Raw genomic sequence first — 23,580 nt, 5'->3', positions numbered from 1 at the left:
AGCAGTGCCAGGGTGCAATGGTGGTGAGGTTTTTACCAGCCACGTTCGGCTAAACGGTGCGGAGCCGGCAGGTCGGCGACGTTAATGCCGACCATGGCTTCACCCAGTCCGCGAGAGACTTCAGCAATCACAGAAGGGTCGTTGTAGTTCTGAACGGCCTTGACGATCGCTTGGGCGCGAGCCTCAGGGTTGCCGGACTTGAAGATCCCGGATCCGACGAAGACGCCGTCAGCGCCGAGCTGCATCATGAAGGCAGCATCGGCAGGAGTGGAGACCCCGCCGGCGACCAACAGCGGAACCGGCAATTTGCCGGTGGCGGCGACTTCTTGGACCAGGTTCAACGGAGCCTGCAGGTCCTTGGCTGCAGCGTAGAGTTCTACCTCAGGCAGGGCGGCCACCTGGGCAATTTCTCCGCTGATCTTGCGGATGTGTTTGGTGGCTTCGGAAACATCACCGGTGCCGGCTTCCCCCTTCGAACGGATCATCGCTGCTCCCTCAGCGATTCGACGAAGGGCTTCACCCAGGTTGGTGGCACCGCAGACGAACGGGGTCTTGAACTGGTGTTTATCAATATGGTGGGAGTAGTCAGCGGGGCTGAGGACCTCGGACTCGTCAATGAAGTCGATTCCTAAATACTCCAGAACCTGAGCCTCAACCTGGTGACCGATACGCGCCTTGGCCATCACCGGGATGTCGACGGCTTCGATGATGCCGGTAATCAAGTCGGGATCCGACATGCGGGCTACGCCACCTTCGGCGCGAATATCGGCCGGGACGCGTTCCAAGGCCATGACGGAGCTGGCTCCTGCGTGGGCGGCGATGGTGGCCTGTTCGGGGGTGACGACGTCCATGATGACGCCACCGATGAACTGGTCAGCCAGGCCTCGGCGGACAGTGGCGGACGAAAAGGTCTGAGCATGGTGCTGTGTGGTGTTAATGTCAGTCATGATTCCTTACTGTAGGACCGTTACCGGACCAATCGTAGGTCCAGTTTCGTGCCAGTTCTTCGGACCAGTTTGCGGGAAGGCGCTTAGACTGGGTGGTGATGACAGCCTTCCCGAGCCTGCAGATCGCGTCCGATACCGCTGAATCCATCCCAGTTCAGCTCACCCGGCAACTGCGTGATCTCATCCTGTCCGGGGTGCTTCGCGCCTCCGATAAATTGCCCTCGACCCGACAGCTGGCTGGGGATCTGAACATCTCTCGTGGAAGCGTCGTGAGCGCCTATGAACAACTCGTTGCGGAAGGCTACTGCGCGAGCAGGCAAGGGGCCGGTACGGTGGTGCATCCGGATTTGCCACCGATGCCGGCCCGGCAGGTTGGTGCCGGGACCCAGCCTTCACAGCCGACGCTCCATCACATCTTGCCGCTGACTCCCGGCGTGACCCTCAGCGAGCTGTCGCACCGGCGCAGTTGGATACAAGCCTGGCGACAAGCGGCGCACGCTGCACCGGTCGGCGTGCACGGAGATCCGGGATTGCGCCATGCGCTCGCGGAATATCTGCGGTTGTCTCGAGCCACCGTTGTCGATCCTGACCGTTTGTTCGTCAGTGGTGGGGCTCGAGAAGGTCTCCTTTTGGTTTTGGCTGCCCTGGAAGACCGGCCCCGTCTCGGCGTGGAATCCCCGGGCTATGCTTCCCTACATCACCTGGCGGCGCGTTTCGGAGCTGAACTGACCGGGCTGGAGGTAGACCAGCAGGGGCTGGTCACCTCCCGGCTGCCCGACAACCTCGACGCGGTGATCGTCACGCCAAGTCACCAATATCCCTCCGGGGCATCTCTTCCGCTACAACGTCGTCTCGAACTGGTGGAATGGGCTCGTGCCACTGGGTCCTGGGTCATCGAGGACGACTACGACGCTGCGTTGCGCTACACCGGGGAACCCCTACCGCTGTTGAGTTCCTTGGACTCTGAACGGGTGGTGACCTTGGGATCGTTTTCCTCGACAGCTCCACAAGCGCTAGGTGGAGGCTTCGTGGTGGCTGGAAGTGGGCTGGCCGAAGAACTTCGGCATGCCCGCCAAGATATTGGTCCTGCTCTAGGGTCCGGTATTCAAACCGTCTGGCGGATTTTGCTCGATAGCGGAGAGTACTCTCGCGATCTGGCGCACCAGCGAAACCGAGCCATGCGACGCCGTGAGATCCTCGGGGCAGAACTACCTGTTACCGCCACCATGGACGAGCGACATGGTGGCAGTAACGCCATGGTTTATCTGGACGATGGTCTGCCCCTTACCTCTCTGGAGCTGACCGAACAATTCCGTCGCGCGCACCTAGGGGCGGTGGTGGACCCAGAGTACTGGAGCATTTCCGACCACAGAGGCAAGCCTTTACACGCCGATGTGTCCTCCAATATGGTGTTGGTCGGTCTCGGGGGAGGTCGTGATGAGAACTTTCACCAAGCCTGCCACGCCTTCGGGCAGATCCTGCGGGGATGAGGGCGACATGACGCTCTAATCACAGAGAAGGCGTCAGGCTACGGAGCAAGGGCTCCGTAGCCTGACGCTGATGAGATCACCGCGGTGACCTCACACGGGGGTGGCTTTTAGGAGACGTTACGACGACGCAATACCACCGTCAAAATGATTCCCAGAGCAATCGCAACAACACCTGCTCCAATGAGCCAGAACACGTTGGCACCGGTTCGGGCTAGATTGTCGCTAGTTGCTACCTCTTCAGTTGCGTCGGACTCAGGTGATTCCGTCGCTAAGGACTCGGCGCTGGTTGGTTCAGCGGTCGGCTCAGTGGTGCTGTCGGTGGGTTGTTCGGAGGGAGTGTCACTGTTAGTGGGCTCTTGGGTTGGTTGTTCAGTACTGTTGGTGGGTTCTTCAGCGGGTTTCTTGGTGCCTTCAGATGGCTCCTCCGAGGGCTCCTCGCTCGGAGCAGGCGCCGAGGTTGCGGCGCGTGCCGTCAACCACTGGCGCTCTTCAAGGGGTTTGGTGACCAGACGCGTTTCGCCAACGCAACCGTTCCATCCGTCGGTCAGCTCCTCGCCCCATAGGCCAGCTCCCAGAATCCAGGGTTTGCCGTCATCGTGCTGAATACCGGTGGCGTTGATGACGTTACGCAGAATCGGTGCACCATCGACATACATCGTCACGGTTTGCTCAACCGGGTCATTGACCACAGCCACGTGGACCCACTCAGCTTTGGGTACTTCGTGGGACCAATTCGATGAGCTGTCGAGCTGGTTGGACATGGAAGACCACTGCAACTCCTGCAGATCGGAGAATGCCAGGTTGACGGGCATGTCCATGCCACCGCCTTGGGTGATGTTGTTACGCTCGCCCATGCGGCCGAACGCCGTCATGGAAGGGTTTCGGTCGGCAGACCAGGTTTCGTCGACGCGAATGAAGGTTTCGGCGGTATAACCGTTGTCGAAGGTTTCGCTGTTGATCGTAGCGTCATTGTCGGTGGTGAAGTAATTCAGTCGTGAGACGTCACGTCCACCAAAGTGCTTATCGGCGTTAGCAAAACAGACCGCGGCACCGTCAGAGGACAGCGGGTGCGTGCTTTTGCTAAGGGTCACATCGGATTCTGTTGCGCCGTTGATGCCTTCTTGGCGGGTGAAGTGCTGGTCAGCGGTGATATCGGGAATAACGCCCCCAATACCAATGACGCTGCCATCTTCCTGATCGATGTCACCGGGTCGCCAGTGCGCCACCGTGCCGTCAACCTCGGGATAGTCGTTCCGGTTGTCTGGCAGATCTGCTTCTTCCGGCTCATAGGGGACGTAGCCTTGAGAAACCAACGACACCGCGCGGTCAGCCAGAGGTTGCTCGTCGGGGGTGCCAGCGATGAAATCAGGATTGAAATCTGCGAACCTCTCTGAAAAATCGAAGTCGAGGGTCCAGCTATCCGGTTCATCAGGAAGCAAGAGGTCGTCGAACGATGTCAGCGTCTCGTACGGCTTCACACTGACCCAGGGCGAAAACGCCTCCAGCTGGAGACGGTTATTGGTCAGGTCGAATTCCAGCACGCCCATCAAACCGTTGCCACCCTGGTAGGCCATCTGGTAGTCCATCAGGATGTCGACGACATCGTGGCCGGCATTGTTCTGCTGAACCCGGTAACCGGCACCGTGATTATGACCGGAGAGGGTCATAAAGATCTGATCGTGGTCAGCAATGAGAGTGTTCCAGAGGTGCTGACCGTACTCCGTATCGGTGACCTGGGTGCGTTCTTCGTCGAGTCCCAAGTACTCGTGGGTGGTCAGGATTGTTGGCAAATCTGGGTGTTGGTCGAGGACTTCAGATGCCCACTCCAACGTGGCATCATCAGCGTGATACATCAGGGCGAGGACCAAAAACTTTTGGCCTTCAGCTTCGAAAATGTGGTATTCGCTGTGTTCGTCCGGGGAGCGTCCGGCGAAAGTTTCCTGTTCAGCTGCGCGAGAGGTGGGGAAATGATCGAGATAGGGGGTTGACCCGTCAGAAGTCAGATCATGGTTGCCCGGAAGAACAGAATATGGAACGTTGGCATCTTCCAGGTTTTTCATCGCCGCGTCTGCGACGTCCCATTCTGCAGGAACATGGGCCTGGTCTACCACGTCGCCCAAATGGGTGACCAGTGGCATGTTGAGTTCATTGGCGTGCTCGGCCAACCATGCGGTCTGGACATCGTAGGGTTCGGACCCAAAACGGGCGTTGAATAGGTCTCCCGTTTCCTCAGTGGCGTAGCGTGAGTAAAACTGGGTGTCGGGAAGGATCCCGAGACTAAAGCGGGAAGCCAGGTCTTCGGACGCTGGTTGCTCGGCAGTGCTGGCGGTGGCGTGTGGAATGGTGATCAGGGACGCAGCGACAATGCTGATGCTTGCGCCGGCTACTGTCAGCCAGCGAGGCAACGCGTGATTCAACGGCACAGTACTCCTTAGGTGTGAGTAATTTTTTGGGTACGTGTGCACTGTGGTCCGGGTACGTAAATACGAGGTAACGCCGGCCTCCCGAACACCGGAACTCTGATAAAACTCCTTGTCAGGCCGATGTGGTTTTGGTCATTGTGGACCTTGCATTGTGCGGTGCGGCCGTTAGCACGAGGTGCGAACAGCGGTGCTCCAAGCCCGGTCATTGGTTGAACGCGACACCGTCAGCGACTCTTCATCCCAGTGTCGAGTTCACGGATGGTATGCGCCACGAGGATCGGTCTGGACGTGATGAGTGTTTGTACATCCCGAAATTCCGGTAGTCCACTGGCGAGCAAAAGCCCCGGGCCAGGATGCGTCGGTGCCTCGATCAGTTCGTGATTTGCTCGTCAAACATCGCGTAGCATCGCGAAGAACTGATCAGCGACACCCCGCATTTATCGGGGTTCGGGTGTATCGAGCGACCCGGGGGATTGGTTGTCATTTCTAACTGCCCCGGAAAAGTTCCGGAACAAAAGTCCCGGCCACCTCGCCACCGGCAGGGACAACATGGTCGGCATAACCTTATTGTGAAGGGCGCAGGGCTCTCCGGGCCATCAATCGCTGTGGGTACCTATCGCGTCCGAGCAGATCTACCGCATTTTTTCTGCGCGCCCGGTGGCGACGGGAACGTTGAACGAGCGGGCGACGGGAATCGAACCCGCGTATCTTGCTTGGGAAGCAAGCGCTCTACCATTGAGCTACGCCCGCAGATCTCACATCAGAGACATATAGAGGGTACCAGATGTTGACTTTCGATGTGCCATCACCCCGGTGTGGCAAAACCTGACATTGGCACGTGCCATTAAGTCTGAAGTTGCTAACTGAGATAGGTTAGATTCGTGCTTCTCTCTGATCGCGATATTAAGGCCTCCTTGGATTCTGGCCGTATTCAACTCGATCCGCTGGACCGTGACATGGTCCAGCCGGCCAGTATTGATGTGCGCTTGGACCGGTTCTTTCGTCTCTTTGATAATCACCGCAATGTGCACATCGATCCCTCGGTAGAGCAACCAGATCTGACCCGTTTGGTCAGCGTAGACCCGGATGAGCCGTTCATTTTGCACCCGGGGGAGTTTGTGCTGGGTGCGACCTACGAGCAAGTCACGATCGCCCACGACGTGGCAGCGCGACTCGAAGGGAAGTCGTCGCTGGGACGGCTCGGGCTGCTCACGCATTCCACCGCCGGATTTATCGACCCGGGCTTTTCCGGTCATATCACCTTGGAACTGTCCAATATGGCCACCCTTCCGATTAAGCTTTGGCCGGGGTCAAAGATTGGCCAATTGTGCTTCTTCAACCTCTCCTCGCCGGCCGAGGAGCCCTACGGTTCCGGCGGAAATCTCAACCGTTACCAAGGTCAGCGTGGGCCGACCGCGTCGCGGAGCCATCTGAATTTCTACCGCACCACGATCGAACGCTGACAGGATTCCAGACCATGAGCTCCGCCAGCCTCCAACACGTTCCTGACGGGTCCCGCCAAACGTCGCGGCGTCTGCGTGTGGTGGCGTGGTCGCTGTGGGATTGGGGGTCGGCGGCCTTCAATGCCGTGATGGTGACCTTCGTCTTCGGCACGTATCTGAGCTCTGAGGTTTTCGGTCCCGATGGCAGAGGCACCTCGTGGTTGGCAGCCGGCAACGCGGTCGCCGGCGCACTAATTGCGGTGACCGCACCGGTGATTGGCCAGCGGGGCGACCGCGGCGGGAAACGAACGCTCTGGTTAGGCATGAACACAGCGCTCGTGGTGGCGTGTATGGCGAGCTGTTTCTTCGTCCAACCGCAGGAAACCTACCTGGTGCTGGGAGTCATTCTGCTCTCAGCCGGCAACGTGTTCTTCGAATACGCCGAAGTCCACTACAACGCGATGCTGGTCGATATTTCCACGCCGTCCACGATCGGACGCATCTCGGGTATTGGCTGGGCTTGCGGATACCTCGGTGGAATAGTGCTTTTGGGTCTGCTCTACCTGGGCTTCATTTCCGAGGGGCCACACTGGTTCGGGGTCCCTGATGAGCAGATGCTCAACATTCGTATCGTGGCAGTCATCGCGGCCGGGTGGTTTCTCCTGTTTTCCTTGCCTGTGCTCTTCGCTCAACGGCGTGGCGTCGGGGCTGACCTCACCAACTCGGCTGAGTCGGCTCAGAAGAACGCACACGAACCCTCTCCTAGCGTGGTGGAATCCTACCGCCAACTCTGGGGCACTCTGGTGCGTATGTGGCGTGAAGACCGCAACACCTTAGCTTTCCTGATCTCCTCGGCGGTCTTTCGCGACGGCACCGGTGCAATCTTCGCCTACGGCGCAGTCTTGGGCACCACGGTCTATGGCATCAGCGCCAGCGACGTGTTGCTGTTCGGTATTGGCGCCAATGTTGTCGCAGCCATCGGCGCTTTTTCCGGAGGGTTCCTGGATGACAAGCTCGGGCCTAAGTGGGTCATCTGGATCTCACTGGCCGATATCTTGGTCTTGGCCGGAACGATTTTCTTCCTCGACGGTGCGGGAGCGTTCTGGGTCGGTGGACTATTGCTGTGTTTCTTCGTGGGCCCGGTGCAGTCGGCATCCCGCGGTTTTCTGGGAAGACTGGTGACTCCTGACACGGCCGGTGAAATCTACGGGTTATACGCCACCACCGGGCGTTCGGTTTCCTTCCTCTCACCCGCACTCATCGCTTTGTTCGTCGGGATCGTGGGAGACTCCCGCGCCATGATTCCTGCCATCATGCTGGTTCTGCTAGCCGGAGCCGTGTTGCTGATTCCGGTCCGGGATCCGAAGGTGACTTCACGGACCCTGTGAAATTTTTCATAACCGTGAATTGGCAACCAGCGGTACTGGAACCTGAATGAAAGATGTATTTTTCAAGGCGATATGGCCGAGTTAATGGCGGTGCTACCCCAAAATGCCGGGGAACCCCGGGGTCTGTTCTGATGCTGTGGGCTGACTCGTTACGACCGGAATAACGTCTCTGTGGGCAGATTTAAAGCCCTCTGGCATCGTCGGTGACGACGTCCTGTGACAATCGACCACACCGAAAAGCGCTAAAGTAAGAAGGGTGCCTGCCCCATAATTGCTCTGGAGGACGACCGTGCTCATTGTGCTGATTGCACTGTTCGCCGTCGCATTGGTCGCGCCCTGGATTTTCCGAGTTACCGATCGGGCTGGTTTCTTTGTCTTGGCTGCGGTTCCAGCCGCCGGTTTCATCTGGGTTCTCACCCAGATGCCACATATTCTCCACTCCGAGCAACTCTTAGCCTCCGGAGCAGCCGCCGATGCCGCCAATGACCCGCTGGTGAGCACCTACCCGTGGTTAACCGAGATCGGCGTTGAACTCTCCTTCCGGATGGATACCCTGGCGGCACTGATGTCGCTGATCGTGCTCGGTGTGGGCGCTCTGGTGCTGGTCTACTGCTCTCGGTATTTCAGCGCCGGCGACCCGCGCAACGGTACCTTCGGTGCTCAACTTTTGGCTTTCGCCGGCGCCATGTTCGGGCTGGTCACCACCGATGATCTACTGGTGCTCTACATCTTCTGGGAAATCACCTCGGTGCTGTCCTTCCTGCTGATCGGTTACGCCGGGCAACGAATCTTCGCCCGTCGCTCCGCGATTACCGCGCTGATAGTGACCACTTTCGGTGGTCTGGCCATGCTGGTCGGACTGATGATGCTCGGTGAATCAGCCGGCACCTACCGGATTTCCGAGGTTGTCAACCGTTCCGAAGAACTCCTGACTGGCCCCTACTCGGAAGCCTTTATGGGCTGGGCCATCGGCCTGGTGCTACTGGGTGCGTTGACTAAATCCGCCCAGGTGCCTTTCCACTTCTGGCTCCCCGCGGCTATGGCAGCCCCCACCCCGGTTTCGGCTTACCTGCACTCGGCTGCCATGGTCAAAGCCGGTGTTTATCTGGTGGCACGACTAGCCCCCGGATACGCCGACATGCCAGTCTGGCAAGTGATGGTGCTCGGGGTCGGAATGTGGACCATGCTTGTCGGCGGCTGGCGAGCCCTACGTCAAACCGATATCAAACTCGTCCTGGCCTTCGGCACCGTCTCCCAGCTGGGATTCTTGATGATCGCCAACGGGTTGGGTGACCGCGACGCCGCCATGGCAGGACTGGCCATGCTGATGGCCCACACGCTGTTCAAAGCACCCCTGTTCATGCTGGTGGGCCTCATCGATAAAATGGCCGGAACGCGCGATGTGAACCGTCTGTCCGGGTTGGGCCGAAACCATCCGTGGCTTTTTGCCTTCGCCCTGCTGGCCTCGTTGTCGATGGCCGGTATCCCACCGTTCTTTGGTTTCGTGGCCAAAGAATCCGTGCTGGAATCAGCCCTGCACTGGGGCGAGGTCCACTCACAAGTCGCCACTGACGCGTATGCGGCCCCGAGCTTCTGGGGTATCGTCTGGGCGTGGCTGCCACTCGCCGTGGCGGTACTGGGTTCGGTCTTCACCGTTGCCTACACTGCACGGTTCCTCTGGGGTGGTTTCGCCACTAAGACCACCGTGGACGACCAGGGCGTTACCCAGCAGATGGAAGACACCCCGGTCGAAAAGTCGGCCTCGATCCTGGGTACCACCCCAGCAGCGGTGCTGAGCGTGATCAGCCTGGTCGCCGCCTTCGTTCCCGGATTGATGGGTGCCCTGCCCGAGGCCTATGGCCAAACCGCCGAACCGTTAGCCGGTTTTGAGAACGATCCGGCCTACCTGGCGCTGTGGCACGGATTCACCCCGGTGCTGGCAATTTCTATCGCGATCATTCTCGTCGGTCTGGTGCTTTACGCCTTCAAAGACCGGGTCTGGCATGCACAAGATGCCGTACCGTCCTGGGTGGATTCGGCCAAAGTCTATCGTTGGACCCTGCAGCGTCTAGATGCCTTTGCTGTCTGGGTCACCGGTCGCACCCAGCGCGGTGACCTGGCTTTCTACCTGTTCATCATTCTTACCGTGGCCACCGTGGGACCGTTGCTGGCCATGCTGTTCCCGACCAATAACGATCCCACCACTGTCAGCCTGCCCAACGTGGCCTTCTTCGGCGACTGGCGACTGGAGCAATCACCGGGTCTGGTGCTGGCCTCGATTTGTATGATCATTGCCGTGGCTGGTGCCGTCTGGGCCCGTCGTCGTTTCATGGCCGTCATGCTGGTCTCAGCCACCGGCTACGTGCTGGCCGCCATCTTCGCGCTCCGCGGATCTCCGGATCTGGCCCTGACTCAGTTGCTGGTGGAATCCATCGTGCTGGTGGCCATGGTGTTGGGCCTGCGGGTACTGCCACCGCGGGTTCCCACCGGGCTACATGGACGCAATAACCGCTGGGCGCGCGCGCTCTTGTCGATCGGATTCGGTCTGGTGATGATGTGGTTGGCTGCTACCGTGCTGGCCTCCCGTGTGCAGGACCCCATTTCACTGAAAATGCCGGAACTGGCCGCCGAAGAAGGCGGTGGCTACAACATCGTCAACGTCACCCTGGTCGATATGCGCGCCTGGGATACCTTCGGCGAAATCACGGTGCTCACCGCGGCCGCCACCGGTGTGGCCTCGCTGGTCTTCATCGCCACCCGGGAGCGTTTCCGCCACCACTCATTGGCCGATGTGGAACCCGGCTCGGTGGGACGCTATAACCATAAAGCCGCGTCGCTGAGCACCGGCGAAATCTCGGTGGTGCGTGGGTTCTCGACGGTTTCGCGTGACCCGTGGCTGATCGCCGGTCGGACCCTGGCGCCGGAACGTCGCTCCATCATCTTCGAAGTGGTCACCCGCCTGATCTTCCACATCATCATCCTGATCTCGATCTACCTGCTACTGGCCGGACACAACGTCCCCGGCGGTGGCTTCGCCGGTGGTCTGCTGGCCGGTCTGGCGCTGACCATTCGGTACCTGGCCGCTGGCCGCTATGAGCTGGCCCAAACCGTGCGCATCCCCGCCGGTGTGGTGCTGGGCTCCGGACTGGCGCTGGCCGCCATCTCCGGGATCATCCCGCTGTTCTTCGGCGGTGAGGTCTTCCAGCAGGTCGACTTTGAATTCACGCTACCGGTCTTCGGTTACGTCCACGCGGCCTCGGCATTGATCTTCGATATCGGGGTCTACCTCGTGGTGATCGGCCTGGTCATCGACGTATTGCGTTCCCTGGGTGCAGAGGTCGACCGTCGGTACGAAAAGGAATTGGCCGTCCGCGAAGAAGCTGAGGCCCGTCGCAAGCAGGTCAGTACTCAGTCCACAGCACAACCGCGAACCGGAGGTGGTCGCTGATGACGATCGATGCGATCTTGCTGATCATCATGGGAGCACTGTTCGCCGGTGCGGTCTATATGGTCATGGAACGGACCCTGACCCGCATTATGCTCGGGCTGGTCATGTTCACCAACGGAGCCAACCTGTTGATCATCATCATGGCCGGCCCCGCCGGTTGGCCCCCGATCGTGCGCGACTCGGTCAGTGCCGATGAATACGCCGATCCGTTGCCACAAGCTCTCACGTTGACCTCGATCGTGATCTCATTTGCCACCACCTCCTTCTTGCTGGCGATGATCTACCGCTCCTGGGTGCTGGCCCGTCGCGATGAAGTTTCCGTTGACGTCGAAGACGTCAAGGTGGCCGAGCAACCCACCTACGACGCCGAAGATGATGCCGAGCTACGCGAGGAAGAATCCGAGTTTATTGACGACGACCAGGACCCGAACATGGCCTACGACGCGCCCTCGGCCGAGTCCGGCTCCACCACAACAGGAGTTGATCGCTCATGCAGCTCGATGTGATCTCCATGGCCCCGCTGGCCGTCGTGTTGCCCATCCTGGGCGCCGCCCTCGCCTTTACGTTGGTCCGACGTCCGCGTGGCCAAATCCTGGTGACCGTGCTGACCATTGTGGTTACCCTGCTCTTGGAGGTCGCGCTACTGATCGCCACCTGGAACGAGGGCGCCAACGCCGTCTTCCTCGGCGGTTGGGAAGCCCCCTGGGGCATCGTGATGGTGGTCGATCGGTTCTCGGCGCTGATGCTGGTGGTTGCCACCACTGTGGTGCTCGCGGTGTTGCTCTACGCCTCCGCACAGGGTATCGGCGATGACGACACGCCCCGGCCGGTCTCGATCTTCCACCCCACCTACCTGATCCTGACCGCCGGGGTGTCCAACGCGTTCTTAGCCGGAGACCTCTTCAACCTCTATGTGGGCTTCGAAATCCTGCTGACGGCTTCCTACGTGTTGCTGACCATGGGCGGGACCGGCCCACGGATCCGCGCCGGTGTCACCTACGTCGTGGTCTCAGTGATCTCCTCGGTGATCTTTTTGATCGCGATCGCGATGATCTATGGCGCGACCGGAACCGTGAACCTGGCCGATCTGGCGGTCAAACTCGCCGAACTCGACCCCGACCTGCAACAGGTGCTACACATCATGTTGTTGGTTGGGTTCGGGATTAAAGCCGCCGTGTTCCCGCTGTCGTTCTGGTTGCCTGACTCCTATCCCACCGCCCCAGCCCCGGTCACCGCGGTGTTCGCCGGCTTACTGACCAAGGTCGGTGTCTACGCCATCGTGCGCACCGAAACCCTGCTGTTCCCAGGCAACCGGCTCAACGATCTGTTGCTGGTGGTCGCCGGGCTGACCATGGTGATCGGTATCCTCGGTGCCCTGGTGCAGTCGGATATCAAACGTGTGCTGTCGTTTACTTTGGTCTCCCATATCGGCTACATGATCTTTGGGCTGGCCCTAGCCAATGTGGTGGGGCTGGGCGCCACCGTGTTCTACGTGGTCCACCACATCACCATCCAGACCTCGCTGTTCTTGGTCACCGGGCTCATTGAATACCGGGCCGGTACCGCCAATATCGACCGCCTGGGCTCGATGCTGAAGATTTCACCGTTGATCGGGGTGCTCTACATCATTCCGGCCCTGAACCTCGGGGGTATCCCGCCGTTTTCCGGATTTATCGGCAAGGTCGGTCTGCTACAGGCCGGTGTGGGGGAGGGCTCCCCGTTGGCCTTCGCCCTCGTCATTGCCTCGGTAGTCACCTCCCTGTTGACCCTACTGGTGATGGTCCGGATCTGGGCCCGCGTCTTCTGGCGCCGAGCTGAGGACGTCGAAGATGCCACCTTGCGCGTGTCCGAAGAAGCCGAAGCCGCCGAGAATAACCAGCCACCCATCCGCAAAAACCTAGCCGGCCTGGTGGCCCCCACCGTCGGACTGGTCGCCGTGGGTGTAGGCCTTACCGTGGTCGCCGGCCCACTGTATAGCTTCGCGGACCAGGCGGCCGAAGATATGCTCGCTCGCACCCCGTATATTGAATCCGTGCTCGGCGATGAGGCAGCCGCCCAAGCCGCCGAAGACCTCCAGGAACTCAACGGATATGGCATCGAATTAGCTTCCGAGTCCTCGAATGGTGCCGGTGAAGACGACAATGACCCCGAAGAAGCCACCGATGCTGCCACCGGCGCATCGGATGCTACATCAGAGACTCTGGGCAGGAAGGAGGCTCGCGATGAATGATCAGGCACCCCCCGCGTCGACACCCAAGAACGACTCGGACGCGCGCGTCATTGAAAATAAGCCACCCTGGTGGACCCAATGGCCCATGTTCTTGCTCCTGGTGCTGATCTGGTGTGCGCTGTGGCAAGACTTCCGCATCGGACAAATCATCATGGGCGCGATCACCGCGGTGCTGGTGATGTTCATTTTCCGCCTGCCACCGATTCCCTTCGGCGACCGGTTCAACTTCTACTACGCGGTGAAATTCCTGTTCATCTTCCTGTGGAAGATCACCTGGGCCTCGATCGATGTGGGGATTAAAGCCATCGTCCGAGGCCCGCGGATCACCAATTCGGTGCTCGCTGTCCAGCTACGTAGCCACGACGACCTCGTGGTTACCCTGGTGGCTCACGCCTACGCGCTGATCCCCGGGTCCTTGGTCATTGACGTGGACCGAACCACCTCCACCCTCTACCTACACGTGCTGGATGTGCCCAATGATCAAGCCGCTGAAGACTATAAACGCGATTCACACAATATCGAGAGCCACATCATCCGAGCCATCGGGTCTAAGAAGGACTACGCCTTGATTCGTGGGGAACACGACACCAGCGAGCCTGCTCCAGACCAAACTCAACACCCGGGAGGTGAGCGCTGATGCATGTCCTTCAGTTGGCAGGCTGGATCTGCCTGGTTTTCTTGGCGATCGGTGCGCTGGCCTCGGTCTACCGCATCGCACGCGGGCCGGCGACCTTGGATCGTGCCATTGCCACCGACGTGCTACTGATTACGGTCTCCTCAGCGCTGGTGGTCATCATGGCCCTGACCGGGCTGACTGACTACATCATGTTTGTGGTTGTTGCCAGTGTGATTGGCTTCGTCGGATCGGTGACCCTGTCCCGCTTCACCGTGGACGGTACCACCGCCAACCCGGGGGCCTCCGAAGAACGGCTGGAGTCCCAAGACCACAAAGACACCTATGTCGGTCACGCACAGGGGCCGGGCCGACGCGCTTCCAAGATCGGGCCCCAGCAGTCGAAGCCACAGCAGGGAAAGGGGGAGTGATCGACTATGATCGAATTTGAGTCAGGGTGGGAGATCGCCGGCGCGATTCTCATTGTGGTGGGCTGTTCCCAGTCAGCCACGGCAGGAATCGGTCTGTTGCGCTTCCCGGATGTGCTCTCGCGTATTCACGCAGCAACCAAGCCACAGGTATTCGGTCTGTTAACGGCATTGGCCGGCCTGGGATGCATTTGGCAGTCGTGGTGGTGGGTTCCCGTCTTGGTCGTCGCCTGGGTACTACAGCTGGTGACCGCACCGGTCTCGGCGCACCTGGTGGGTCGAGCCACCTACCGTTCCCGGCATCTGGACCCGGAGTTGCTCTATGTGGATGAACTGGCTGAAGTGATTACTCGCCAGGATGAAAAAGATCAGCGCGCTGATCACGATCAACCTGACGAGTCAGCCCAGAAGCCAGCCCAGAACTCCTAGACTTCGGCGTCGCCGACTCGACGCGCGGTCCGCTTGGTTTTCTCCTGCTTCTTGGCGCGGGCTTCCATGGCCTTGCGGACACCGCGCTGAGAACCGGACGTAATCAGCGACGAGATCGCTGCCGAGATCGCCGCGAACGTCACGATTTTCGCGATCGAGGTTTGTTGCTCATCGTCTTCCGACGGAGCTTTCTCACCGGTCATAGCCTTCCAGCCCAGATCGACGATCTTGGTGCCGAGATAACCGCCGGCCAGCGAGACACCGGTGGTCAGAACCTTTTGCATTAGCTTATTGCTATCCATCACTCCTGCTTTCTTCTGTGTTGATGACCGGGTCCAGCGCATCCGGACCGAGCTCTCCTGCGGGAGAGGGTTGCCGACTACCAGCTTAGCGAGTCCACGGCCTTTTGAGACAACTACTGGCTTGCTTGCGGAACGCCGATCGTCCCGACGCGACGCAACAGCCGGAATAAGTTCTCACTTTCTCGTGTGAGATCATCGGTGGTCTGACGTATGGCCGCCTGCAGGCTCTGGGGACCGGAACCAATGGGGAACACCGCCGTCAGACCCTCGGCATAGAGGTCCTCGAGCTCATCGCCCAGTGCCCCAGCTAGGGCAATCACGGGGATAGCCCGGCCGGTACGTGCAGCCACGGTACGCGTCGCGCGAGCCACCCCGACCGGGACCTTACCGGACAACGACTGGCCATCAAGACGTCCCTCACCGGTGAGCACCACATCGCAATCGGTCAGCTGGTCTTCAAAAGCCAGCAGATCGAGCAAGGTTGCAATGCCCGAGACCACGCTCGCCCCGGCCACACTTGCTAACCCTGCGGCGAGACCTCCGGCGGCCGCAGCACCGGGCAGCTGAGCCACGGACACGCCGGTGTCGCGGGCGATCACCGCCTCGGCGTGAACCATTCCGGCCTCCAGGTCGATCAGTTGGCGGTCGGTAGCGCCTTTCTGTGGGGCAAATATCGCAGTCGCCCCCTGCGGTCCGGTCAGCGGGTTGTCAATATCGCACAGCACCTGCAACCGGGCGGAACCGAGAGTGTCGGCCACCGCCGAGACATCAACACGATCGAGCTCGCGCAATCGTGACCCGGTGGGGATGAAATCCTCGCCCTCAGCGGTATAAAACCGGGCCCCTAACGCCCAGGCTGCACCAAGTCCCAAGTCATGCGTCGCCGAACCGCCGGCACCGATCAGTAACTCAGTTGCCCCAGACTCGATTGCGTGCCGGATGAGCTCGCCCACGCCCCGGGTTGTGGTAGCTCCCGGATCCAGATGTCCGGCAGCCAAGGGTAGCCCGGCCGTGGCGGCCATCTCGATCACCGCGGTGGTCTCCGTTAGCAGCGCATAGCTGGCCCTGACAGTATCGCCGGGGAAGACTCCGGTGACCGTTGCGGTGACCCGTCGGCCACCTCGAGCAGCCAACACAGTCTCTACGGTGCCCTCTCCGCCGTCGGCCAGCGGAAGCTGGCGCACGACAATCGAGGGATCAGCACGGTGGATACCGGTAGCAATGGCGTGGCAGACCTCCGCAGCGGTGGCGGCTCCCTTATACGAATCGGAGGCAATCAGCACAGTTTTCATCCTGAGGTCCACAGTACTGGATACCGCGGGTCTGGATACCCCGGTGCCCTTAAACGCCGGTGGCCCGGTAATTCCCCACAGAGGAACCACCGGGCCACCGGAAGAAAACGTGCTAACCGGATCAGTGCTTAGGCCTGAGCCGTTGCGTCGTCCTTTTCCTTGCGACTGATCTCTTCGTCCAGGGACGAGCCCTCGACATCAACGTTCGGCACGATCTTGTCCAGCCACTTCGGGAACCACCAGGCACCTGCACCGACCAGGTGCATCAGAGCCGGCATGAGCAACAGGCGGACCACGAAGGCGTCCAGCAATACACCGAAGGCCAACGCGAAACCGATCGGGCGGATCATCACATCATCGGCGAAGATGAAACCACCGAAGACCGAGATCATAATGATCGCCGCTGCAGTGACCACCGAGCGGCCGGACTTGAAGCCCTGCATGACCGCGGTGCGTGCGTCAGATCCGTGGACGTAGGCTTCACGCATACCGGTAGAGATGAACAACTGGTAGTCCATGGCCAAACCGAACAACACACCGATCAGAATGGTCGGCAGGAAGCTCAGCACCGGGCCGGGGGTCGAGACCTGGAAAATGGTATCTAGCCAACCCCACTGGTAGATGGCGACCACGCCACCCATACTGGCCAAGCAGGAAAGCACGAAACCACCGGTGGCGATCAACGGGACCACCAAAGAGCGGAAAACCACGATCATGATCAGCAAGCTCAGACCCACCACGACTGCCAGGTAGACGGGCAGAGCTTCGGCGAGTTCATCGGAGATGTCGATGAACCCGGAGGTCATACCAGCCACACCCAGGTCGGAGGCATTGGTTTCCGGAGTGGTGTCGCGCAGTTCGTAGACCAAGTCCTCCGTGGAAGGCTCGTTCGGGCCTTCTTCGGGGACGACCTGCAGGGCCAAGATGGAGTTGTCATCATTGGTTCCCGCCGGAACTACCTGGTCCACCCCATCCATCTCGGAGATTTGGGTGGCCAATTCCGCGGTAATAGTCATCGCATCATCATCCGAGGTGTCCTCTTCCAGATCCGCGGTAACCACCAACGGGCCGTTACGTCCGGGACCGAAGGCATCATCGATGGCCATGTAGGACTCATACGCGGCCGATCCTTCAGGTTCAGCCGAACCGTCGGGAAGGCCCAGTCGCATCTGGGAAGCCGGGATGGCCAAGATGCCCAGCACAGCGATCGAAGCCACAGCGGTGACGATCGCACGAGTCCACGACATGGGCTGGGTTTGGGGGTCATGGTGACCGGTAATCTGCGAGGAGGAGCCTTCATCAGATTCCTCGGCAGAGTGCTTGGCTTGGCTTGAGTGCTGTTCGTCTCGCTTCCGGCGTTCCTTCTTGCTCAAGGCACGCGGGCCGATGAAGGACAGCATTGCCGGGGTCAGCGTCAGAGCCACCAGCACAGCCAGTAGCACACAGACCCCACCGACAAGACCCATCAGGCCCAAGAACGGAATACCCGTAATGCCCAGGGCTAGCAGGGCGATGACCACGGTCGACCCAGCAAACAGCACTGCGGTACCAGCAGTTCCGTTGGCCAAACCAATCGAGGTACGCACATCCATGCCGGATTTGAGCTGTTGGCGGTGCCGGTTGATGATAAACAGCGCGTAGTCGATACCCACGGCCGAGCCGAGCATGATGCCCAGGACAGGGGTGATGGAGACCATCTCCACCACGGAGGAGAAGGCCAGGGAACCGACGGCACCCACACCGACGCCGACCAGTGCGTTCAGCAACGGCAGACCTGCGGTGACGAAAGTACCCAACATAATGAACAGCACAATGGCCGCCACCACCATACCGACGATCTCAGTCGGGCCAATAATTTGCGGGATCGTCTGGGACACCTGCTGAGTGGGAAGGATTTCCACCCCGTCAATCTCGGCTTCCTCGAGGGCGGCCATGACGCCCTCGCGGTCCTCCTCTTCAATATCGAGCGGAGGCTTATTGAACATGATGATCGCTTCAACGGTGGTACCGTCTTCTGAGACCAGTGAGAAACCTTCTGAGGCATCGAGAAGGTCTTGGGCATCCTGAAGTTGGTCGCGATTGGTCTCGATCTCTTGCTCCGCCTCGTCCAGCTCGTCCTCTTGAGTCGCTAACTCAGAACGGGCTTGTTCGAGCTGTTCGCGGCCCTGATCAATCTGCTCTTGCAGCGGGGCAGCCTGTTGCTCGGCGGCTTCTTGCGGAATGCCTTGAGCCACGGCCTGCTCGATGCCGGCGTCAACCTGTTCTTGGCCTTCGTCCAGCTCCTGTTCAGTCGCACTCAGTTGCTCGCGAGCGTCGTCAAGCTCCTGGCGACCGGTGGCCAGCTTCTCCTCGCCGTCGTCGAGCTGTTGTTGACCATCTTCGATTTCTTGAATCTGGTCCTGTCGTTGCTCTTCGGTGTCGAAAGGATTCACCGTTTCGTTCACCGCGTCGAGCTCATCGAGATCAGTGAGCAGGTCCCCGATCTCGTTCTTTTGCTCGTCGGTAAATTCCGAACCATCCTCGGTGCGGAACACGACCGGCCCGGTGCCCTTGGCGGCATCGGGGAATTCTTCCTCGAGTCGGTCGGTGACCTGCACGGTCGGAGTATCGGGAATGGTGATGGTCGATTGTAGCTGACCACCAAAAGTGAAAAAGCTAATCACGGCAATGGCGACAAGCGCCAGCCAGGATATTAAGACAGTCCACGGGCGAGCGGCGGCGCCCAGCCCAAGTTTGTTCAGAAGTTTAGCCACAGTACATAGTCCTCAAGTTCGAGATATTTAGGCTCGATCGCTACTATAGTTGACGGAGCGTCTCGAAACTAATGGTGAGACTCTTTTCGGCACCGTAAAGATCATCACCTCGGCTCATTCAAAGTCCTGCTTTCGCTTGGGGAGCGGGCAGAATAGGGCTGATGGCCATCCATCTGGTCCGGAAGCAAGTAGGAATATGACCGAAGAACAGAAATCGCGAGGCGGCAGACCACGGTCAGTGGCATCGCATGAAGCGATCTTGCAGGCGACATCCGAACTGCTGGCTGAAGGCGGACACCATCAAGTGACGATGGAAAGCATTGCCGCCCGCGCCGGGGTGTCCAAACAGACCATTTACCGCTGGTGGTCGTCCAAAAATGATGTGGTCCTGGAAGCGATCTCGCAGGGAAAGGTCACCTACTATCCGGCACCGGCTCCTCACACTGATCATCTCAAAGCCGATCTGCTCGCGTGGATGTCCACAGAGTTGGACAAAATCTTCGACGATGCCGATACCCCGCAACTCGTCCAAAACCTGATCTCGATGGTCGCTGCTGCCGGAGAAGATGCTGAACAACTCTTCCGTCCGATCTCCGAACCACTGATGAATGTGCTGATCGGTCGGCTCCGACATGCTGAGCGAGAGCAACCCGGAACCTTGCGATCCAGCCCCGAGATCACCGCTGAAATGGTGGCCGGAGCACTGCTCTGGCGACTTCTGATCAAACGCCCGGTCCCCGAGCACTGGGCTGAATCCATCCTTGATGCGGTCCTGTAGGTTGAGTGCCTGTAGGTTGAGTGTTATTGACTGTTGACCGACCGCCGTTTCCGAGCTGGCGTCACGGTACTGAGCCCGCTCGATGAGTAGAATGTCACCCTATGTACTGGACCCTTTCCGAGATTGCTGATTGGCCGATCTGGCTTGCGATCCTCGTGGTGATTCTCGACCTGGGCATTCGTATTTTGCTGCTGGGAATTGTTCCGGGTAATCGGCGTCCCGCGGTGGCGATGGCCTGGCTGTTGGTGATTTTCTTCCTGCCCTGGATTGGGGTCTTGCTCTTCTTGTTGCTGGGCTCGTTCAAACTCGGCGGTCAGCGACGCTCGCGCCAGAAAGCCGTTAATGAGGAACTCCGGCGTGCTACCGCGCACTGGACGCTCCCTGACCAGATCCATGAGGTACCCCAGTACGTCGAGTCCTCGGCTGCGTTGACCCGTCAGCTGACGGGGTTCCCCATGCTGGATGGCAATAGCTTCCAGTACTACACCGACTACCGCAATTCCTTGCACGCCATGGCCCAAGATATCGACCGGGCCCACGACTATGTGAACATGATGTTCTACATCTGCGCGGTAGACCCCGTAGACCGACAGGGTTATAGCTCAGTGGTTTTTGATGCGTTGATCCGTGCTAAACAACGTGGCGTCACGGTGCGCGTCTTATTTGACCATATTGCCTCGCTACGCGTGCGCGGCTATCGGGACTTGTTGAAACTCTTGCGGGAGCACGACATTGAGTATTACCGGGCCATGCCGGTGCGTCCCCTACGCGGCCAGTATCAGCGACCCGACCTACGCAATCATCGAAAGTTGATGGTGATTGATGGAACCGTGGCCTACACCGGATCTCAGAACCTGATCGAACCCGGGTATAAGAGGGCCTCGGCTCACAAAATGGGTCGAGAATGGGTCGATGTCATGGCCCGGATTACCGGGCCGATCGTGGCTTCACTGGACATCGTTTTCGCCACCGACTGGTACTCCGAGACCGGACAACCCACTCAAGAAAATCTGCGTGATCTCACCACCGAAGAGATTGAAGATCACCGGGGTATCTCCGCGCAGGTTATCCCCTCCGGCCCGGGTTTTGCGAACGAAAACAACCTGCGGGCCTTCAACCATCTGTTCTACTCCGCCACCCGCACTCTGCGGGTGGTGACCCCTTACTTGGTGCCGGATGATTCCATGCTTTACGCGCTCACTACCGCAGCCCAGCGCGGAGTGGATGTCGAGATGATCGTGTGTCGTCGCGCGGACCAGTTCATGGTTCACCACGCCCAGCAGTCCTACTACGAGGCGCTCCTACGCTCCGGGGTGCGGATCTTGCGCTATCCCGACCCTAATGTCTTGCACTCGAAAATGTTCACGGTCGATGACGATGTGGCCGTGTTTGGATCGTCGAATATGGATATGCGCTCGTTTTCGCTCAACGTGGAAGTTACTGTGCTGGCAGTGGGCGCGGAGATCGTAGCGGCGACCGAACGTGTCATGGACGAGTATCGGGCCGAGTGCGAGGAACTCACCTTAGAACAATGGTTGGCCAGGCCACGATATAAACGATGGTTGGATAACGTCTTCCGCCTGACCTCGGCCTTGCAGTAACGCTAGGTCGCCACGTATTTTGTGCTGGTCCTCGCTGGTCTCAGCTGGCTAGTCTAAGTCGGAATCCACGTCGTCTTGTTGGTGTTCCTTGCTCAAAGCCGGCCACAGCAGGATGATGAAACCGATGGCCAACAGAGCAAACCCCAGCGGATAGCTAAACGGCGTTGAGGGTGCAAAATTCAGCACCGACATGCCGAGGGCGATAATGAGTAATCCGCCGTAGATCTGCAACTGAGTCATCACGGGAGCTAGTTTAGTCCCTGTGCTGAGGAGCTAGAGGCTCCGTTGGTGGAGATTTCAAGGCGCAACATCGTATAGGCGGCTTCTTGGACCGACTCGGCGGGACCTGAGGTGTCTAGGACCAAATCGGCAACCGATTCGACTCGGTCGCGGTCGGTAAAGTCTTGCTCTTGAGATGACCACCGTTCCCAGTTTGGCCCGTAGTTCTCTCCGCCTCGACCCACAGCGCGGTCCCGGCGGGATAGTTCGGGGGCATTCAACCAGATCAGAGAGTTGAGATGTTCCCGGGCTGCGCGAGCGCCGGTTCCAAAACCCTCAATAATGGTGACCTGGCCTGGAGCGAAGGTCCTCTCCGGCCCCAATGCTCCGTCGGGGGCATTACTCGACCAGTCCCAGTCTCGGTAGGTGACGGTTTCACCCTGTGCCAGGGCTGGGAGCAATTCGTGGGTATACAGAGCAACTCCAGCCTCCAACCCGTCCCAGCCACGGTAGAGCTGGTCGAGGCCGAACACCGCAACGGAGAGTTCGGGGTGTTCCGCGTGGATCCGTTGTTCCAAGGCGTCGGCGAGTTCGGTCTTGCCGGCCCCGGAACGGCCGTCGATACCAAGAATCAGGGGTTTCATGGCTCCATCCTAGTCTCCGGGCTGAGAACAACCCAGAGGTTACTTCTGAGCCGTTCACATCAGCAGGCCACCGGGTGCGATCCGATATGACAGACGTGACGCCAAGCGATCATCGCTTGACGCCACGTCGTCGAGTCGTGTCTCAGTGCGCTAGGCCCTCACGGTAACTTGCGCACCGGCCGGTGGCAACCGACTGAGCGGGTCATTAGTCCTGCACGTGTTCGATGTCGCCCTCGGGGGAGGTGATGAACGAGCGCAGGAACCAGTGGAATAGCTCTAGGCCACGAGCCTGCTCGATCAGGATGTCCTCGGACATCGGGTCAACCTTGCCGACCTCGGAGATCGCAGCGCGCAGGTCAGCGATAATTCCGGTGTAGACCTCGTCCAGAGCGGAGATATGAGCCAGGGTCGAACCGCGCAACAGGGAGTAGTCTTCCCAGGTACGCTCGGAGACGATCGCGCCCGGGGTGCCCTTCGGAGCAACACCCAGGGTGGCGATGCGCTCAGCGAGGGTGTCGGCGTAGTCGCGGACCAGGTCGATCTGCGGGTCCAACATTTCGTGCACGGAGATGAAGTCGCGACCCACAACGTTCCAGTGAGCCTGCTTCAGGGTCAGTTGCAGGTCGTTCATTGCGTGCAGACGAGTCTGAAGAACCTCAGCGACGCGGTGGCCTTCTTCAACTTCCAGGCCGGGGGTGGTGTAGTTTGCGTTTGCTTCAGTCATGTTGCTCCCTTTCTTCAGAAAGTGCCCGGTGAGTGCATCTCACTCACGGCGGTTTCTGCGGTCGGGGCCACGATTCCGGCGGAATCCTGGTGCTCCCTGCGACCTTGGTTATAACTAAACCGTGTTCTCAGATCGCCGGCAAGGTACGTAAGGCTACCCTAGGTAATTATGAATGGCTCAAAATAAGGGCTGTTGCGAAATCCTCAGATCTAAGTTCACTCCCGGCGAAAAAAGAGGCGCAACGAGAGGGCTCCAGCTAGTTTTCTGCGGGGTTTCTGCGCGTATTCCAGGTGTTAGGGGCCGTGATGTCGGGCCTCTGGTCCGTCTCTCCAAAAAATTTTCCCACCCGGGAATGTTTTTCGAGGTGGCATGGTTGCACAGAATAAGAAAACTTGAGTCCCTGTCGCTCAAGGTTATTTGACCGGATGA

19 protein-coding genes and 1 tRNA gene are annotated in these 23,580 nt (G+C 59.4%); 11 read left to right on the top strand and 9 right to left on the bottom strand.

Translation table 11 applies throughout. From position 1 onward, the window contains the following. Positions 1-32: 32 nt before the first annotated feature. Entirely contained in the window at positions 33-947 is a 915-nt protein-coding gene (gene pdxS / locus DYI20_RS04470) for a pyridoxal 5'-phosphate synthase lyase subunit PdxS (protein WP_122548942.1), read from the bottom strand. Positions 948-1,045: 98 nt separating this feature from the next. Here pdxS and pdxR point away from each other — a divergent pair, with 98 nt between their 5' ends. Further along, a complete protein-coding gene (pdxR, locus tag DYI20_RS04465) occupies positions 1,046-2,437 on the top strand; it encodes a MocR-like pyridoxine biosynthesis transcription factor PdxR (RefSeq protein WP_147472515.1) in 1,392 nt (463 codons plus the stop codon). A 107-nt stretch (positions 2,438-2,544) separates the two neighbouring features. On the opposite strand, the gene DYI20_RS04460 is transcribed toward pdxR, so the two are convergent. After that, entirely contained in the window at positions 2,545-4,860 is a 2,316-nt protein-coding gene (locus DYI20_RS04460) for a LamG-like jellyroll fold domain-containing protein (RefSeq protein WP_166769850.1), read from the bottom strand. Positions 4,861-5,539: 679 nt separating this feature from the next. Next, positions 5,540-5,610: transfer RNA gene (locus tag DYI20_RS04455), tRNA-Gly, on the bottom strand. Positions 5,611-5,741: 131 nt separating this feature from the next. Here DYI20_RS04455 and dcd point away from each other — a divergent pair. The 8 genes from dcd (at position 5,742) to mnhG (ending at position 14,838) form a co-directional block, all read left to right on the top strand. Next, positions 5,742-6,323 carry a dCTP deaminase gene (gene dcd, locus DYI20_RS04450; protein WP_122548939.1) on the top strand — a complete coding sequence of 194 codons (582 nt, stop codon included), beginning with the start codon at positions 5,742-5,744 and terminating at the stop codon, positions 6,321-6,323. A gap of 14 nt (positions 6,324-6,337) precedes the next feature. After that, positions 6,338-7,690: an MFS transporter gene (locus DYI20_RS04445; RefSeq protein WP_110100722.1), complete on the top strand. Its 1,353-nt coding sequence runs from the start codon at positions 6,338-6,340 to the stop codon at positions 7,688-7,690. 289 nt (positions 7,691-7,979) lie between these two features. Beyond that, a complete protein-coding gene (locus tag DYI20_RS04440; RefSeq protein WP_122548938.1) occupies positions 7,980-11,138 on the top strand; it encodes a Na+/H+ antiporter subunit A in 3,159 nt (1,052 codons plus the stop codon). Then, positions 11,138-11,644, top strand: a complete 507-nt coding sequence (locus DYI20_RS04435; RefSeq protein ID WP_122548937.1) for a Na(+)/H(+) antiporter subunit C — start codon at positions 11,138-11,140, stop codon at positions 11,642-11,644. The genes DYI20_RS04440 and DYI20_RS04435 overlap by 1 nt, the downstream gene beginning before the upstream one ends. Then, entirely contained in the window at positions 11,629-13,368 is a 1,740-nt protein-coding gene (locus DYI20_RS04430; RefSeq protein ID WP_122548936.1) for a Na+/H+ antiporter subunit D, read from the top strand. Before DYI20_RS04435 ends, DYI20_RS04430 begins: the two co-directional genes overlap by 16 nt. Then, positions 13,361-14,005 (top strand): Na+/H+ antiporter subunit E, encoded by a 645-nt coding sequence (locus DYI20_RS04425; RefSeq protein ID WP_122548935.1) that lies wholly within the window; start codon positions 13,361-13,363, stop codon positions 14,003-14,005. Before DYI20_RS04430 ends, DYI20_RS04425 begins: the two co-directional genes overlap by 8 nt. Next, positions 14,005-14,412, top strand: a complete 408-nt coding sequence (locus DYI20_RS04420; RefSeq protein WP_110098050.1) for an MrpF/PhaF family protein — start codon at positions 14,005-14,007, stop codon at positions 14,410-14,412. Before DYI20_RS04425 ends, DYI20_RS04420 begins: the two co-directional genes overlap by 1 nt. Before the next feature lie 6 nt (positions 14,413-14,418). Further along, on the top strand, positions 14,419-14,838 hold the full coding sequence (mnhG, locus tag DYI20_RS04415; RefSeq protein ID WP_110098049.1) for a monovalent cation/H(+) antiporter subunit G: 420 nt from the start codon (positions 14,419-14,421) through the stop codon (positions 14,836-14,838). Here mnhG and DYI20_RS04410 read toward each other — a convergent pair. The 3 genes from DYI20_RS04410 to DYI20_RS04400 form a co-directional block, all read right to left on the bottom strand. Continuing rightward, positions 14,835-15,140, bottom strand: a complete 306-nt coding sequence (locus DYI20_RS04410) for a DUF4235 domain-containing protein (RefSeq protein ID WP_158278442.1) — start codon at positions 15,138-15,140, stop codon at positions 14,835-14,837. The genes mnhG and DYI20_RS04410 overlap by 4 nt on opposite strands. 113 nt (positions 15,141-15,253) lie before the next feature. Beyond that, complete coding sequence (locus DYI20_RS04405; RefSeq protein WP_110098047.1) at positions 15,254-16,432, bottom strand: glycerate kinase; 1,179 nt, start codon at positions 16,430-16,432, stop codon at positions 15,254-15,256. A gap of 128 nt (positions 16,433-16,560) precedes the next feature. Continuing rightward, entirely contained in the window at positions 16,561-19,185 is a 2,625-nt protein-coding gene (locus tag DYI20_RS04400; protein ID WP_110098046.1) for an MMPL family transporter, read from the bottom strand. A 238-nt stretch (positions 19,186-19,423) separates the two neighbouring features. Between DYI20_RS04400 and DYI20_RS04395 the strand changes: the two genes are divergently transcribed. Both DYI20_RS04395 and cls read left to right on the top strand, forming a co-directional pair. Continuing rightward, positions 19,424-19,963 carry a TetR/AcrR family transcriptional regulator gene (locus DYI20_RS04395; protein WP_183145594.1) on the top strand — a complete coding sequence of 180 codons (540 nt, stop codon included), beginning with the start codon at positions 19,424-19,426 and terminating at the stop codon, positions 19,961-19,963. Positions 19,964-20,064: 101 nt separating this feature from the next. After that, positions 20,065-21,564 (top strand): cardiolipin synthase, encoded by a 1,500-nt coding sequence (gene cls, locus DYI20_RS04390; RefSeq protein WP_183145593.1) that lies wholly within the window; start codon positions 20,065-20,067, stop codon positions 21,562-21,564. A 48-nt stretch (positions 21,565-21,612) separates the two neighbouring features. Here cls and DYI20_RS04385 read toward each other — a convergent pair whose 3' ends face one another. The 3 genes from DYI20_RS04385 to DYI20_RS04375 all read right to left on the bottom strand — a co-directional run bounded on the left by DYI20_RS04385 (position 21,613) and on the right by DYI20_RS04375 (position 23,151). Beyond that, a complete protein-coding gene (locus DYI20_RS04385; protein ID WP_110098044.1) occupies positions 21,613-21,804 on the bottom strand; it encodes a hypothetical protein in 192 nt (63 codons plus the stop codon). 8 nt (positions 21,805-21,812) lie between these two features. Further along, on the bottom strand, positions 21,813-22,427 hold the full coding sequence (locus DYI20_RS04380; protein WP_122548933.1) for a nucleoside/nucleotide kinase family protein: 615 nt from the start codon (positions 22,425-22,427) through the stop codon (positions 21,813-21,815). Positions 22,428-22,632: 205 nt separating this feature from the next. Continuing rightward, a complete protein-coding gene (locus DYI20_RS04375; protein ID WP_110100712.1) occupies positions 22,633-23,151 on the bottom strand; it encodes a Dps family protein in 519 nt (172 codons plus the stop codon). Positions 23,152-23,580 lie beyond the last annotated feature (429 nt).

The organism is Auritidibacter ignavus, from assembly GCF_003703835.1.
Taxonomy (GTDB): Bacteria; Actinomycetota; Actinomycetes; order Actinomycetales; family Micrococcaceae; genus Auritidibacter; species Auritidibacter ignavus.
Note: the sequence above shows the minus strand (reverse complement) of the source record. Positions and strands in the feature narration are given on the sequence as shown.